The sequence below is a fragment of the Pseudomonas sp. PA-7-1E genome (assembly GCF_021605325.1).
In the GTDB taxonomy this organism is placed as follows: Bacteria; Pseudomonadota; Gammaproteobacteria; order Pseudomonadales; family Pseudomonadaceae; genus Aquipseudomonas; species Aquipseudomonas fluorescens_BV.
In genome coordinates this window covers 146,009-160,245 of record NZ_WKFA01000001.1, presented here as the reverse complement: position 1 = coordinate 160,245, position 14,237 = coordinate 146,009, and the positions used below count along the sequence as shown (strand labels likewise).

General features: G+C 60.5%; 10 protein-coding genes. 3 read left to right on the top strand and 7 right to left on the bottom strand.

The genetic code is table 11. From position 1 onward, the window contains the following. The first annotated feature begins 149 nt into the window (after positions 1-149). Complete coding sequence (gene mltF, locus GIW79_RS00770; RefSeq protein WP_054897797.1) at positions 150-1,610, top strand: membrane-bound lytic murein transglycosylase MltF; 1,461 nt, start codon at positions 150-152, stop codon at positions 1,608-1,610. Positions 1,611-1,746: 136 nt separating this feature from the next. Here the strand turns inward: mltF and GIW79_RS00765 are convergent, their stop codons facing one another. The 5 genes from GIW79_RS00765 to treP form a co-directional block, all read right to left on the bottom strand. Continuing rightward, a complete protein-coding gene (locus GIW79_RS00765; protein WP_057975070.1) occupies positions 1,747-2,025 on the bottom strand; it encodes a PTS transporter subunit EIIB in 279 nt (92 codons plus the stop codon). Between the two features lie 2 nt (positions 2,026-2,027). Then, positions 2,028-4,562: a phosphoenolpyruvate--protein phosphotransferase gene (gene ptsP / locus GIW79_RS00760; protein WP_236453796.1), complete on the bottom strand. Its 2,535-nt coding sequence runs from the start codon at positions 4,560-4,562 to the stop codon at positions 2,028-2,030. A 209-nt stretch (positions 4,563-4,771) separates the two neighbouring features. After that, positions 4,772-5,992, bottom strand: coding sequence for a maltoporin (locus tag GIW79_RS00755; protein WP_054897800.1), 1,221 nt, complete (start codon positions 5,990-5,992; stop codon positions 4,772-4,774). A 166-nt stretch (positions 5,993-6,158) separates the two neighbouring features. Continuing rightward, on the bottom strand, positions 6,159-7,805 hold the full coding sequence (gene treC, locus GIW79_RS00750; protein WP_054897801.1) for an alpha,alpha-phosphotrehalase: 1,647 nt from the start codon (positions 7,803-7,805) through the stop codon (positions 6,159-6,161). 122 nt (positions 7,806-7,927) lie between these two features. Continuing rightward, positions 7,928-9,370, bottom strand: coding sequence for a PTS system trehalose-specific EIIBC component (gene treP, locus GIW79_RS00745; protein WP_034128010.1), 1,443 nt, complete (start codon positions 9,368-9,370; stop codon positions 7,928-7,930). Positions 9,371-9,624: 254 nt separating this feature from the next. Between treP and treR the strand changes: the two genes are divergently transcribed. Next, a complete protein-coding gene (gene treR / locus GIW79_RS00740) occupies positions 9,625-10,329 on the top strand; it encodes a trehalose operon repressor (RefSeq protein ID WP_054918297.1) in 705 nt (234 codons plus the stop codon). A gap of 129 nt (positions 10,330-10,458) precedes the next feature. Beyond that, positions 10,459-10,770 (top strand): hypothetical protein, encoded by a 312-nt coding sequence (locus GIW79_RS00735; protein ID WP_054897803.1) that lies wholly within the window; start codon positions 10,459-10,461, stop codon positions 10,768-10,770. A 141-nt stretch (positions 10,771-10,911) separates the two neighbouring features. Here the strand turns inward: GIW79_RS00735 and guaA are convergent, their stop codons facing one another. Both guaA and guaB read right to left on the bottom strand, forming a co-directional pair. Further along, positions 10,912-12,489: a glutamine-hydrolyzing GMP synthase gene (gene guaA, locus GIW79_RS00730; RefSeq protein ID WP_014719806.1), complete on the bottom strand. Its 1,578-nt coding sequence runs from the start codon at positions 12,487-12,489 to the stop codon at positions 10,912-10,914. An 80-nt stretch (positions 12,490-12,569) separates the two neighbouring features. Continuing rightward, positions 12,570-14,039, bottom strand: coding sequence for an IMP dehydrogenase (gene guaB / locus GIW79_RS00725; RefSeq protein ID WP_034128014.1), 1,470 nt, complete (start codon positions 14,037-14,039; stop codon positions 12,570-12,572). Between the last annotated feature and the right edge of the window lie 198 nt (positions 14,040-14,237).

The window sequence follows — 14,237 nt, the reverse complement described above, 5'->3', positions numbered from 1 at the left end:
TCCAGGGTATTGGGCGCAGTTATTTTAACCGTCACAATCGCTCGCCAAGCCCCGTTTCTGCGGGCTGCAGCACAGTTTTACGCTGGCTAGCAGACAAGTGCGCCGCTGTCGAGATATGGCGCCGTGAGCCGTTTGCGTATACTGCGCAGATGTTCTTCCCAACTGTTTCGCGCCTGCGATGCGCCAAATGGCTCATCGCCACCTTGCTCTTCCTGATGCTCAGTGCCTGTGTTGATAAACCCAGCACACTGGAGCGAATCAAGGAGGATGGCGTATTGCGGGTGGTCACTCGCAACAGTCCCGCTACGTATTTCCAGGATCGCAACGGTGAAACCGGCTTCGAATACGAACTGGTCAAGCGCTTTGCCGACGACCTGGGGGTGAAGCTGGAAATCGAGACGGCCGACAACCTCGACGACCTGTTCAGCCGGCTGGGCAAACCCAACGGCCCGGTACTCGCCGCCGCCGGCCTGGTGAGCAGCGACCAGCGCCAGCAGCAGGTGCGCTTCTCTCACCCGTACCTTGAAGTCACCCCACAGATTATCTACCGCAACGGCCAATCGCGCCCCACCAACGCCGCCGACCTGGTGGGCAAGAAGATCATGGTGCTCAAGGGCAGCACCCACGCCGAGCAACTGGCGGCGCTGAAAAAACAGAACCCGGCCATCGAGTACGAAGAATCCGACGCCGTTGAAGTGGTGGATTTGCTGCGCATGGTCGACGAAGGGCAAATCGACCTGACCCTGGTGGACTCCAACGAAGTGGCCATGAACCAGGTGTACTTCCCCAACGTGCGCGTGGCCTTCGACCTCGGCAATGCCAGCAATCAAAGCTGGGCCGTGGCAGCAGGCGACGACAACAGCCTGCTAAACGAGATCAACAGTTACCTGGACAAGGTCGAGAAGAATGGCACCTTGCAACGCCTGAAGGACCGCTACTACGGGCACGTCGATGTCCTCGGCTATGTCGGCGCCTACACCTTTGCCCAGCACTTGCAACAACGCCTGCCCAAGTACGAGAAACACTTTCGCGCCTATGCCAAGGCCGAGAAAGTCGATTGGCGTTTACTGGCAGCCATTGGTTATCAGGAATCGCTGTGGCAACCCACGGTCACGTCCAAGACCGGCGTGCGCGGCCTGATGATGCTGACCCAGAACACCGCGCAAGCCATGGGCGTGTCCAACCGCCTTGACCCCAAGCAGAGCATCATGGGCGGCGCCAAGTACCTGGCCCGGATCAAGGATGAGCTGGACGACAAGATCGCCGAACCCGACCGCACCTGGTTCGCCCTCGCCGCCTACAACGTAGGCACCGGCCACCTGGACGACGCGCGCCTCCTGGCGAAGAAAGAAGGCCTGAACCCGAACAAGTGGCTGGACGTGAAGAAGATGCTGCCACGCCTGTCGCAGAAGCAGTGGTACAGCAAGACCCGCTACGGCTACGCCCGCGGCGGCGAGCCGGTGCATTTTGTGGCGAACATTCGACGTTACTACGACATTCTTACCTGGGTGACCCAGCCGCAGCTGGAGGGCAACCAGGTGGTGGAAGGCAACCTGCATGTGCCGGGCGTGGACAAGACCAAGCCGCCACAAGACACCCCACAACTCTGATCACGGCAGCCCGCACACTGCAAATCCCTGTGGGAGCCGGGCTTGCCCGCGATAGCGGCCTGACAGTCAAGGTAGTCGGCGCCTGACACACCGCTATCGCGGGCAAGCCCGGCTCCCACATGTGATCATCGTCGCCTTATAGGCCGGTGAGCAGATGGACTACCCCACCCGTCAACACCATCACTGCCGGTATACCCGCTGCCTTTAACGCCGACTCATCCAAACGCCCCGCCTCCCGCAACTGCACCCGCACCCGCGTGAGTGCCACGCGCTGCTGTGACGTGACGTTCCCCTCCCCGCCCAATGCACCCAGTACATCGGCCGACAACAGGCTCGGCGTCGTCGGTGCGACCGTCTCGGCCACCAAATCAGGCGTCAGGGCTTTCCAGAACGCCCGCTGCAATTTCTCGAACATGCTCAGTGCTCCACGACAGGTGAGGTTTCAACGGTGGCCGCGTGGTACAGGCGCAGGGCCTCGCGCACTTGGTCGGCTTCTTCCAGGCCCAGCACTTGGCGGGCAATGATCTGGCAGTCGTGCAGGTCCAGTTCGCGCACGGTGGCCTTGATGGTGGGGATCAGCGGCACGCTGACCGACAGCTCATCCACACCCAGGCCGATCAACGCCGGCACAGCAAGGGTTTCGGACGCCAGCGCACCACATACGCCCACCCACTTGCCATGGGCATGGGCCGCCTTGACGGTGATGTCGATCAGGCGCAGGACGGCCGGGTGAAAACTGTCGGCCTGGCTGGCCAGGCGCGGATGGTCGCGGTCCATGGCCAGGGTGTACTGGGTCAGGTCGTTGGTGCCGATGGAGAAGAAATCCACATGGGGCGCAAACACATCCGCCATCAGCGCTGCGCTGGGGACTTCGATCATGATGCCCAGCTTTGGTAACTCGGCCAGCCCGAGGGCCAGCGCCTCTTCTTCGAGCATCTTGCGCGCCAGATGCAGCTCCGACAGCAGGCTGACCATCGGCAACATGATATGCAGCCGCGCCAAGCCTGCACTGGCAAGAATCGCACGCAACTGTTCACGCAGCAGTTCGGGGCGTTCCAGGCACAGGCGGATACCGCGCAGGCCAAGGAATGGGTTGGTCTCGCTTTCCATCGGCACATAGGCCAAGGGTTTATCGCCGCCCACATCCAGGGTACGTACCACCAGATTACGCTCGGGGCCGAGGGCGCGGGCGATGGCGCTGTAGGTGTCGGCCTGCTCCTCTGCGCTCGGGGCACGGTTGCGTTCCAGGTAGAGGAACTCCGAACGCAGCAGACCCACGCCTTCAGCGCCCAGGGTCAGTGACTGTTCCACTTCCTGCAATGAGGCGACGTTGGCTGTGACCTCGACGTGGTGACCGTCGCGGGTGACCGCCGCCTGTGAGGCCTGTGCCACTTCACGCTGCAGCCGTAGCTTTTGCTGTTGACGAACCGCCTGCAGTTGCTCGATTTCAGCCAGGTTCGGCTCCAGCTGCAGCTCGCCTTTGTCGGCGTTGAGCAGTACCCGCTTGCCGTTGGCCAAGGCCAATACTTGACTGGGTACGCCGCAAAGGGATGGCAGGCCGAGGGCCCGGGCGAGGATGGCCACGTGGCTGGTAGCGCCACCGGCGACCGTGACGAAGCCCAGCACTTTGCTGGTATCCAGGCCGGCGGTTTGTGAGGGGGTCAATTGTTCGGCGACCAGAATGGCGCACTCCGGCAGCTCCATGGAACGCTCCGGCACCCCCAGGATCAACTTGAGCACGCGCTGGCCGACGTCGGCCAAATCCGCCGCACGCTCAGCCAGCAGCGTTTTACCCAAGCCTTCGAAGAGCCTGGCGGTCGCCACCGTGGCCGTATTCCAGGCAAAGGCCGCGCTCTTGCCTTCGGCCAGCAGGCTATGGGCTTGTTCAAGCAGGGTCGGGTCTTCGAGCAGTTCCTGGTGGGCGCGGAAGATCTCGGCCTGGGCACTGCCGGCCGCCTTGGCCTGCAACGCTTGCAGCGCCTCGTTTGCCGCCCGCAGACCACGGGCCAATGCGGTACGTTCGAAGGTTTCTCCGGCACCGGCTTCGGGAATCTCAAGCGCCGGTTCAGCCACTTGGACAACCTGGCCGAACGCCGAGCCCGGCGACGCACAGACGCCTCGCAACACGGACGCCGAAGACGCAGGCGTAGCGGGCTCGTTGATCGCCTCGACCGTTACCGGCAGCGTCTCGCCACAGCCGTCGAGCAACAACGCCACCAGCGCCTGGATCGCCGCCTCGGCATCTTCCCCCGCCGCGCTCACTTGCACGCTGTCGCCCTGGGAGGTCTGCAGCGCCATGATCGCCACAAGCGACTTGGCATTGGCGCTCAGGGTTTGCTTGTGCAGGAAAATGCTGGAACTGAACCCCTTCGCCGCCTGGGCAAACACCGCCGCAGGGCGGGCGTGCAGGCCGCTGGCATTGGGCAGTGTCACTGGCTTGGAAAACAGCGCATTGCCCTCTTCCTCGTCCACCTCAGCGGGCATCGGCCCCGGTGAGACCTGCACCAGAGGCTGGCCGGACTCGACCAGCGCTTGACCGGCCACCAATGGCACAAACGGCTCGCCGCTCACAATGAGCATCAAGGTCAGCAGGCTGCGTGCATTGAGCGCCACATAATCGGCATCGAACTCGATCAGCGGCTGCCCGGCCTCCACCCGCTGGCTTTCCTCGACCAGCCGGGTGAAGCCCTGGCCTGCCAGGTTCACGGTGTCCAGGCCAATATGCAGCAGCACCTGCACTCCGTTATCGGCGGTGACACTGACGGCGTGTCCGCTGTCCTGAATATTGCTGATCACCCCGGCCAACGGCGCGCAGAGGGTCTGCGAGGTGGGGTCGATGCACAGGCCATCGCCAATCACGCGGCCGGAAAATACCGGGTCGGGGACCTGATCCAGCGCCAGCAAAACCCCGGACAAGGGTGCCAGCAGTTCCAGGGGTTGAGATGTGGTCATGACTTCACCTGTTTGTGTTGTTCTTTAAAAATCATTGAGTCGATGCAAGGATGAGGATGGCGAAGATCAAAGGTGGGAGCGGGCTTGCTGTGGCGAGCAAGCTTGCTTGCGCTGGGGTGCGAAGCGCCCCCAAAAGCCTGCGACTGCTGCGCAGTCGAGCGGGAGCAAGCTCCCTCGCCACAGCAAGCCCGCTCCCACACGAGCCCGGCTTACTTCCACCAATATTCGACCTGCACACCGACGTTCGACCCATGCCGCGCCGTGCCATAGGCGCCGGTGTCGGACAACGCCGAGCCCGCCGCCAGCTCATTGGCCGCACGCTTGGCCGCTTTGTTCCAGGACGCATAGGTGTAATACAACCGCACTTCCGGCCGCGCCCAGAACTCAGGACCTTTGGGCGACCAGGTCGGGGCGAAGGTAAATTTGCTCAATTTGCGCGTACCGCCGGTGGCCTCGACCTGATCGTGCCCCAGCTCAGTGACCAGTTTGAATTGCTCGCTGAGCGCATACGCAGGACGCACACCGAGCGACATCCAGTTCTGGTCCTGACGCCCTGGGCGCACATCTTTCTGGTACACCGCCTCGACTTGCCCGCCGAAACGCGGGGTCACTTGCCAATCAAAGAACTCCACGGCGCGGTAACTTTTGCTGCTTTTGTCCAACGTGGTATTGCCGGTGTAACCCAGACCGGTGCCGGGGCCTTCGCCGTACTGCAGGGCAAACTTGTTCTTGCCACCCAGGAAGGCCGCTTGTACATGCTGCGCCGTCAGCGCCCAGCCACTGTTGGTGTCACGCCCACCGGCCTTGGCGATGTAGCTCAAGCCAAGTTCCAGTTCGCCACCGGGGTTGGTCTTGAAACCTGCGACGTTGAAGTCGTGACGGGTGGCGTACTCCTTCTGGTACAGGTTGTCCTTGCGCGACAGGGCGTAGCTGTATTTCAAGCCGCCGATCAACACGTCCTCGATCCCGCCACCGGTGGCGCTCTGGTTCCAGTAGTAGAAGTCGGAAATATGGATGTCGTTACGTTTGTAGTAACGCCGCCCGGCCCACAGCGAACCGCCATTGAGACTGGGCAGGTTGGACCATTGCGCATACATCTGCGGCATGCGCGCCGAGCCATTGTTTTCACCCTGGAACTTCAGGGCACGGTCGTACTTGTTATAGAGGGAAGCCATGGCATCGACGCTGAACACCGAACCGTCATCGAGGGTCAGCAAATCCTGACGCAGTTCCAGCTCGGCGTACTGCTCGCATTCGTTGCCCAAGCGGTACTTGGTTTGCGCACCCGGCAGTTGGAAACATTGCTGCTTGCCGCTGCCCGTTGACGTGCCCGCGCCGCTGCGCAAATACCCGGCAAATTCCAGGGCTTGGGCGCCGAAAGGCACCGTGAGGCAGGAAGCAATAAGGCCCAGTTTTATTGTTGTTTTCATGAAGTGCTCCTTTTATTTTTATTGTTTTTTCTTGCTGTCTTGCGTGACGCGATCACCTGTAGGAGCGAGCTTGCTCGCGAAGAATTTGCAACCTCCACGCAACACCTGGAGGGGCGCGTTAGCGTTGGCGATCTTCGCGAGCAAGCTCGCTCCTACAGGGGGCATTTCAACCAGTCAGGTGCAGCACGAAGGATTCATAAGGGCGTAGCACCATCGTGCTCGTGCGCAGCGGGCAATCGGGGTAGTTGCTGATCAGAAGGCGTTGCTCGTTTGCGGCGTTGATCACGCCTTCGGGCAGTTGGATCTCGCACGACGATCCATAGAAGTTGTTGAGTACCAACAGGCGCTCGCCATGACCTTCACGCAGGTACGCCCAGACCTGGAGATGGTCTTGCAGCAACGCACGGTAAACGCCTTGCTGTATCAGCGGCTCGCGACGGCGCAGGTCGATCAGCCTGCGGTAGTGATGCAGCACCGAATCCGGGTCATCCATCTGGCTGTTGACATTGATCTGCGCAGCATTCGCGGGAATGCCGATCCAGGGTTCACCGCGGCTGAACCCGGCGTTCGCTTCGGTGCTCCACTGCATGGGCGTACGCCCGTTATCGCGGGACTTCTGCATGATCGCCGCCATGCTCGAAGCTTCGGACTCTCCCGCGTCGCGCTTGAGGCGGAAGATGTTCAGGGTTTCCACATCGCGGTATTGCGAAATGCTGTCGAAGCCGGGGTTGGTCATGCCCAGCTCTTCGCCCTGATACACATATGGCGTGCCCTGCAGAAAGTGCAGCGCCGTGGCGAGCATCTTGGCCGAGACCACGCGGTATTCGCCGTCGTCACCAAAGCGCGAGACCACCCGTGGCTGGTCGTGGTTACACCAGAACAACGCGTTCCAGCCGCCACCGGCCTGCATGCCCACCTGCCAGTCGGAGAAAATCTGCTTGAGTTGCAGGAAATCGAAATCGGCCTTCACCCACTTCTGCAGGTTCGGATAATCGACTTTCAGGTGATGGAAATTGAAGGTCATCGACAGCTCTTTCGACGCTGGATTCGAGTAGCGAATGCAGTGTTCCAGGCGGGTGGATGACATCTCGCCCACGTTGATCAGGTCATGGCCTTCAAAGACCTCGCGGTGCATTTGCTGCAGGTATTGGTGCACGTTCGGGCCGTCGGTGTAGAAACGGCGACCGTCGCTGTTGTCTTCGGGGAAATCGGCGGGCTTGGAGATCAGGTTGATCACATCCAGGCGGAAGCCGCCCACGCCTTTGTCGCGCCAGAAACGCATCATCTTGAACACTTCGGCGCGTACCTTGGGGTTATCCCAATTGAGGTCGGCCTGGGTATGGTCGAACAGATGCAGGTAGTACTGGCCAGTCTGCGCTTCGTATTCCCAGGCCGAGCCGCCGAACTTGGATTCCCAGTTGTTCGGCTGGTCACGCCAGATGTAGAAGTCACGATAGGGATTGTCGAGGCTGCTGCGCGCCTGCTGGAACCATTCGTGTTCGATGGAGGTGTGGTTGACCACGATGTCGAGCATCAGCTTGATACCACGCTTGGCGGCTTCGCTGATCAGCAGGTCGCAGTCGGCCATAGTGCCGTAGCTGGGGTCGATGGCGTAGTAGTCGCTGATGTCGTAGCCGTTGTCGCGCTGGGGCGAGCGCAGGAACGGAGTAACCCACAGGCAGTCCACGCCCAGCCACTTGAGGTAGTCGAGTTTGTCCACGATGCCCAGCAGGTCACCGGTGGCGTTACCCGCGTGGCTGTGGAAGCTTTTGGGGTAGATCTGGTAGATCACCGAGTGTTGCCAGGTTTGCATGGTGGATTCCTTCAGTAGAGTTGGGTGTTGGCCCTTCCGGCCTCATCGCAGGCAAGCCAGCTCCCACATTTGAATGTGTTCACACATCACTGTGGGAGCTGGCTTGCCTGCGATAGCGATCTTCAGGCGACCCGGTAACCAGGCCGAACGATCTTCATGCTCAACATGCACGTCAGCGCAAACGGCACGACCATCGCCACGACCATGCCAATCACGAACATCGGAATGGCGCTCGGTACGATCGAGATAAACCCGGGTAGCCCACCGACGCCGATGGCCGAGGCCTGCACCTTGTTCAACGACAGGAAAATGCTGCCCAGCGCCGAGCCCAGCAGAGCGGCATAGAACGGGAATTTGAAACGCAGGTTCACCCCGAACATCGCCGGCTCAGTGATGCCGAAGTAAGCTGAAATGGCCGAGGTCGAGGCCATGCTTTTGTCCCGCGCATTGCGAGTCATGTAGAACACCCCGAGCGCGGCGCTGCCCTGGGCCAGGTTGGACATGACGATCATCGGCCAGATAAAGGTGCCGCCCTGGGTGGAAATAAGCTGCAGGTCGACGGCCAGGAACATGTGGTGCATACCGGTGATCACCAGCGGCGCATAGAGCAGGCCGAAAATCGCGCCGCCGATCATAGGTGCGATTTCAAACAGGGTGACCAGGCCTTCGGTAATCAGGATGCCGAGGTGACGCGTCACCGGGCCGATGATTGCCAGGGCCAGCACACCAGTGACCACGATGGTGGTGATCGGCACCACCAGCAGTTGAATGGCATTCGGCACCCGCGCCCTCAGCCACTTCTCGATCACGCTCATGACAAAGGCCGCCATCAGGATTGGCAGGATCTGCCCCTGGTAACCCACCTTCTCGATCTGGAACCAGCCGAAGATATCGAAGTACGGCAGGCTCTGGCCGTCGAGGCCGGCTACCGCCTTGCCGTAGTTCCAGGCGTTGAGCAGGTCCGGGTGCACCAGCATCAGGCCCAGCACGATGCCGAGGATTTCACTACCGCCGAACCGCTTGGCCGCCGACCAGCCCACCAGTGCCGGCAGGAACACGAAGGAGGTGTTGGCCATCAGGTTGATCAGGCTCCACAGGCCATCCAGATTCGGGTAGGCCTCCAGCAGCGTCTGGCCTTCGATGAACATGCCCTTGGCGCCCATCAGGTTGTTCACGCCCATCAACAGGCCGGCAATGATCAGCGCGGGCAGGATCGGCATGAACACATCGGAGAACACCCGCACCAGGCGCTGCATGGGGTTGGCCTTGTCGCCGCCGGCTTTCTTGACGTCGGCAATGGTCGAAGCGGCAAGGCCGGTCAGTTCGCGCAGGGCGGCGTAGACCTTCTCCACTTCGCCGGGACCGATCACCACCTGGAACAGGCCGCCGGTAAAGAACGAACCCTTGACCAGATCGACCTGGTTCAGGGCACTGCTGTTGACCAGGCTGGGGTCCTTGAGCGCCAGGCGCAGGCGGGTCACGCAATGGGCAGCCTGCTCAAGGTTTTCGCGGCCTCCGAGGTTGTCGAGGATCTCGCGGGCAATCGTTGAATAGTCGTGGCTCATGCTCGTTTTCCACTGTGATTGTTTTTATGGGTGGCAGTCGTTGGCAGCACGCCGAGGAGGGAAAAGTACTCGTCTGTACGAGTTAAATCAACAACTCGTCTGTACGAGTTACACTTTTGTTTATTCATACGATCTTTCCGTCAGGTTTTTCACCTACGGGCACGGGTGTCCAATGGACAAACCCAACCTCTGCCACTAAGGTTCCTGCCTTGAACGCGCAGTCCACCTTCATAACGCCGGGCAAGAGCCATCCCATGAGCAAATACAACCAGATCTATACGGATCTGCTTGCCAGCATCACCACCGAGCGCCTGCAACGCGGTACGCGCCTTCCCTCCGAAACCGAACTGATGGACGCCTACCAGGCCAGCCGTGGCACCGTGCGGCGCGCCATCGAGCAGTTGCAGGAACGTGGCTTTGCGCAAAAGATCCACGGCAAGGGCACCTTTGTGTTGTCGCCCAACCCGATCGAGTTCCAACTGGGCGGCATCGTCAGCTTCCACGAGACCCACGCAGACCTGGGCGATGACGTACGTACCGACGTGGTCGAGTTCACCCAGATCCCGTTGGAAGGCTCACTGCTGCAGCACATCGAGGCCGAACCCGGCACCCTGATCACGCGCATCAAACGGGTGCGCCGCATCGGCGGCAAACGCGTGATTCTGGACATCAACCACTTCATCAGCGACCTGATTCCCGGCCTGGACCGCGACATCGCCGAGCAGTCGATCTACGCGTTTATCGAGCAAACGCTGCAGTTGCAGATCAGCTACGCGCAACGCACCATCGAAGCCCTGCCACGCAGCAAGGACGACCAGGCGCATCTGGATCTGGAGGGGCAAAGCCATGTGATTGTGGTGAGTAACCAGACGTTTTTGCAGGATGGAAGGCAGTTCGAGTACACCGAGTCGCGGCATACGTTGGATAAGTTTTACTTTTCGGATATAGCGCGGCGGTAAGCGTAAGCCGTGAAACCCACTGACACCACGAAAAATACCCTTCACGAAAAACCTTCTTCGTAGTGACTGCATTAACTGTTGCGCAGACGCCGTACACATTATCCGAGTCAAACCAAGGGAGAGAATACGATGTTCAGGAAGAGCCTGGTGTCGAGTATGTACGCGTTGCTATTGATCGGCTGCACCGGCAGAGGCTTTCAACCACCGCCGCCGGAATTTACCAATTGGAAGAAGATCGGGGTGTCTGAAGAGGGCGTCAAACACGCCATGACCGCATGCGGCTATACCAACCTGATAGGGACGGGCGACAGAACCCCGATTGACCAGGTGCTCACGCGGTTTTATTGCATGAAAGACGCAGGTTTCAAGCGCACAGATAACATTGACCTTTGCAAGGAAGGCCGCATCGGCGAATCACCCGTTTGCGAAGGCCGCCGGTAATCCGTCAGCGAAAAGACACAAGGTGCTTGGCGATGCACAAAGCTGCCAGAATTTGCCAGACCCAAAAAGCCAAAAGCCCGCAATTACGCGGGCTCCAGGGCATTTCTTGCTAGATCGTGCCGGACAATGCCGGACGTCCCATCATTCCCACTCAATCGTCGCCGGCGGCTTGCTCGACACGTCATACGTCACGCGCGAGATACCTTCGATCTCGTTGATAATCCGGCCGCTGACCGTCTCCAGCAGTTCGTAAGGCAGGTGTGCCCAACGCGCTGTCATGAAGTCGATCGTCTCTACGGCACGCAACGCAACAACCCATGCGTAACGACGACCATCGCCTACAACGCCAACCGATTTCACCGGCTGGAATACCACGAACGCCTGGCTGACCTTGTGGTACCAGTCGGCCTTGCGCAGTTCTTCGATGAAGATGTGGTCGGCGCGACGCAGCAGGTCGGCGTATTCCTTCTTCACTTCACCCAGGATACGCACGCCCAGGCCCGGGCCTGGGAATGGGTGGCGGTAGACCATGTCGTACGGCAGGCCCAGTTCCAGGCCCAGACGGCGGACTTCGTCCTTGAACAGTTCGCGCAGCGGTTCTACCAGCTTGAGGTTCATCTCCTCAGGCAGGCCACCCACGTTGTGGTGGGACTTGATCACGTGGGCCTTGCCGCTCTTGGCGCCGGCCGACTCGATCACGTCGGGGTAGATGGTGCCCTGGGCGAGGTACTTGATGTTGTCCAGTTTGTTGGACTCGGCATCGAACACGTCGATGAAGGTGCGGCCGATGATCTTGCGCTTCTTCTCCGGGTCGGACTCGCCGGCCAGGTTGTTGAGGAACTGGTCCTCAGCGTTGGCGCGGATCACCTTGACGCCCATGTTCTCGGCGAACATGGCCATCACTTGCTCACCTTCGTGCAGGCGCAGCAGGCCGTTGTCGACGAATACGCAGGTCAGCTGGTCGCCAATGGCCTTGTGCAGCAAGGCGGCCACAACCGAGGAGTCAACGCCGCCGGACAGGCCAAGCAATACGTTGTCAGTGCCGACCTGGGCGCGCACTTGGGCGATGGCGTCTTCAGCAATTTTCGACGGGGTCCACAGGGCTTCACACTCGCAGATGTCGAGGATGAAACGCGACAGGATGCGCCCGCCTTGCTTGGTGTGGGTCACTTCCGGGTGGAACTGCACCCCGTAGTAGCGACGCTCATCGCTGAACATGCCGGCAATCGGGCAGCTCGGGGTGCTGGCCAGGATGTGGAAGTCTTCCGGCATTTTGGTGACCTTGTCACCGTGGCTCATCCAGACGTCGAGGCCGAACAGGCCGTCGGCGTCGATGTGGTCTTCGATGCCGTCCAGCAGGCGGCTCTTGCCGACCACGTCCACACGGGCATAACCGAATTCACGCAGCTCGGAGCCTTCTACCTTGCCGCCCAGTTGCTCGGCCATGGTCTGCATGCCGTAGCAGATGCCGAATACCGGCACACCCAGGTCGAATACCGCTTGCGGGCAGCGCGGACTATTGGCTTCGTGAACGGACTCGGGGCCACCGGCGAGAATGACGCCTTTGGGTGCGAATTCGCGGATCGCTTCATCGTCCATGTCGAACGGATGCAGTTCGCAGTACACGCCGATTTCACGCACGCGGCGGGCGATCAGTTGGGTGTACTGGGAACCGAAGTCGAGGATCAGGATGCGGTGGGCGTGAATGTCGAGGGCCATGAAGTCAGTCTCGTCTAATGAATCAGAAACAACTCGGGGCTGAAGAACAGCCCCGGTTACTTAACGTTTTGCTGGAAGCCTCAACCTACACGGTAGTTTGGCGCTTCCTTGGTGATCTGCACGTCGTGGACATGGGATTCAGCCATGCCGGCGCCGGTGATCCGTACGAACTCTGGCTTGGTGCGCATTTCTTCGATGTTGGCGCTGCCGGTGTAGCCCATCGAGGAACGCAGGCCGCCCATCAGTTGATGGATGATCGCGCTCAGGGTGCCTTTGTACGGCACACGGCCTTCGATGCCTTCCGGTACGAGCTTCTCGGCGCCTGCCGAAGAGTCCTGGAAATAACGGTCGGAAGAGCCTTGCGCCTGGGACATGGCGCCCAGCGAACCCATGCCACGGTAAGCCTTGTACGAACGGCCCTGGAACAGTTCGATCTCGCCCGGTGCTTCTTCGGTACCGGCGAACATCGAGCCCATCATCACGCAGGAGGCACCGGCTACGATGGCCTTGGACAGGTCACCGGAGAAACGGATGCCACCGTCGGCGATCAAGGGTACGCCAGTGCCTTCAAGGGCAGCGGCGACGTTGGCGATGGCGCTGATCTGCGGCACGCCCACACCGGCGACGATACGCGTGGTGCAGATGGAGCCTGGGCCGATACCGACCTTGACTGCGTCGGCGCCAGCTTCGGCCAGGGCCTTGGCGGCAGCGCCGGTAGCGATGTTGCCGCCGATCACCTGCACTTCAGGGAAGTTCTGCTTGACCCAACGCACGCGGTCGATCACGCCTTTGGAGTGGCCGTGGGCGGTGTCGACCACTACCACGTCAACACCGGCAGCGACCAGCGCCGAGACGCGATCACCGGTGTCTTTACCGGTACCGACCGCAGCGCCAACGCGCAGACGACCTTGGTCATCCTTGCTGGCCAGCGGGTAAGCCTTGGCTTTTTCGATGTCGTTGACGGTCATCATGCCTTTGAGGGCGAATTTGTCGTCGACGATCAGCACGCGCTCGATGCGGTGCTTGTGCAGCAGTTCGCGCACATCGTTCTTGTCGGCGCCTTCCTTGACGGTGACGAGGCGCTCTTTAGGCGTCATCACTTCGCGGACGGTGACTTCAAGGCGGTTCTCGAAACGCACGTCACGGGAAGTGACGATGCCGACCAGGTCGCCATCGTGCAGCACCGGGACGCCGGAGATGTTGTGCATACGCGTGAGTTCGAACAGGTCACGCACGGTGGCGTCAGCTTCGATGGTGATCGGATCTTTCACCACACCGGCTTCGTAACGCTTGACCTTGCGCACTTCGGCAGCTTGCTGCTCGATGGTCATGTTCTTGTGGATGATGCCGATGCCGCCTTCCTGAGCCATGGCAATGGCCAGACGGGCTTCGGTGACGGTGTCCATGGCAGCGGAAACCAGGGGAATATTCAGCTCGATGCCACGGGTTAGGCGGGTCTTGAGACTGACTTCGTTAGGAAGCACCTCGGAATAACCGGGCACTAGGAGAATGTCGTCGAATGTCAGAGCTTCTTGGCTGATACGCAGCATCGCGGGGGCTCCCGAGCGGGAAAATGGAAGCGCGCCATTATATACATGCACCCTGCCGGGCTCAATGTAAAACTCTGACAAACTTGGTAATACTGATAGATGGGTAATTTCATCGCCCCGATCATTCCCATGCTCCGCGTGGGAATGCCTCTGGTGACGCTCCGCGTCGCCTTGGGGCAGGATTCAAAATCTCCGACA

Bases quoted from the DNA above. Each gene is read 5' to 3' on its own strand.
- mltF (WP_054897797.1), top strand. From the start codon at position 150: ATGTTCTTCCCAACTGTTTCGCGCCTGCGATGCGCCAAATGGCTCATC.
- GIW79_RS00765 (WP_057975070.1), bottom strand. From the start codon at position 2,025: ATGTTCGAGAAATTGCAGCGGGCGTTCTGGAAAGCCCTGACGCCTGAT.
- ptsP (WP_236453796.1), bottom strand. From the start codon at position 4,562: ATGACCACATCTCAACCCCTGGAACTGCTGGCACCCTTGTCCGGGGTT.
- GIW79_RS00755 (WP_054897800.1), bottom strand. From the start codon at position 5,992: ATGAAAACAACAATAAAACTGGGCCTTATTGCTTCCTGCCTCACGGTG.
- treC (WP_054897801.1), bottom strand. From the start codon at position 7,805: ATGCAAACCTGGCAACACTCGGTGATCTACCAGATCTACCCCAAAAGC.
- treP (WP_034128010.1), bottom strand. From the start codon at position 9,370: ATGAGCCACGACTATTCAACGATTGCCCGCGAGATCCTCGACAACCTC.
- treR (WP_054918297.1), top strand. From the start codon at position 9,625: ATGAGCAAATACAACCAGATCTATACGGATCTGCTTGCCAGCATCACC.
- GIW79_RS00735 (WP_054897803.1), top strand. From the start codon at position 10,459: ATGTTCAGGAAGAGCCTGGTGTCGAGTATGTACGCGTTGCTATTGATC.
- guaA (WP_014719806.1), bottom strand. From the start codon at position 12,489: ATGGCCCTCGACATTCACGCCCACCGCATCCTGATCCTCGACTTCGGT.
- guaB (WP_034128014.1), bottom strand. From the start codon at position 14,039: ATGCTGCGTATCAGCCAAGAAGCTCTGACATTCGACGACATTCTCCTA.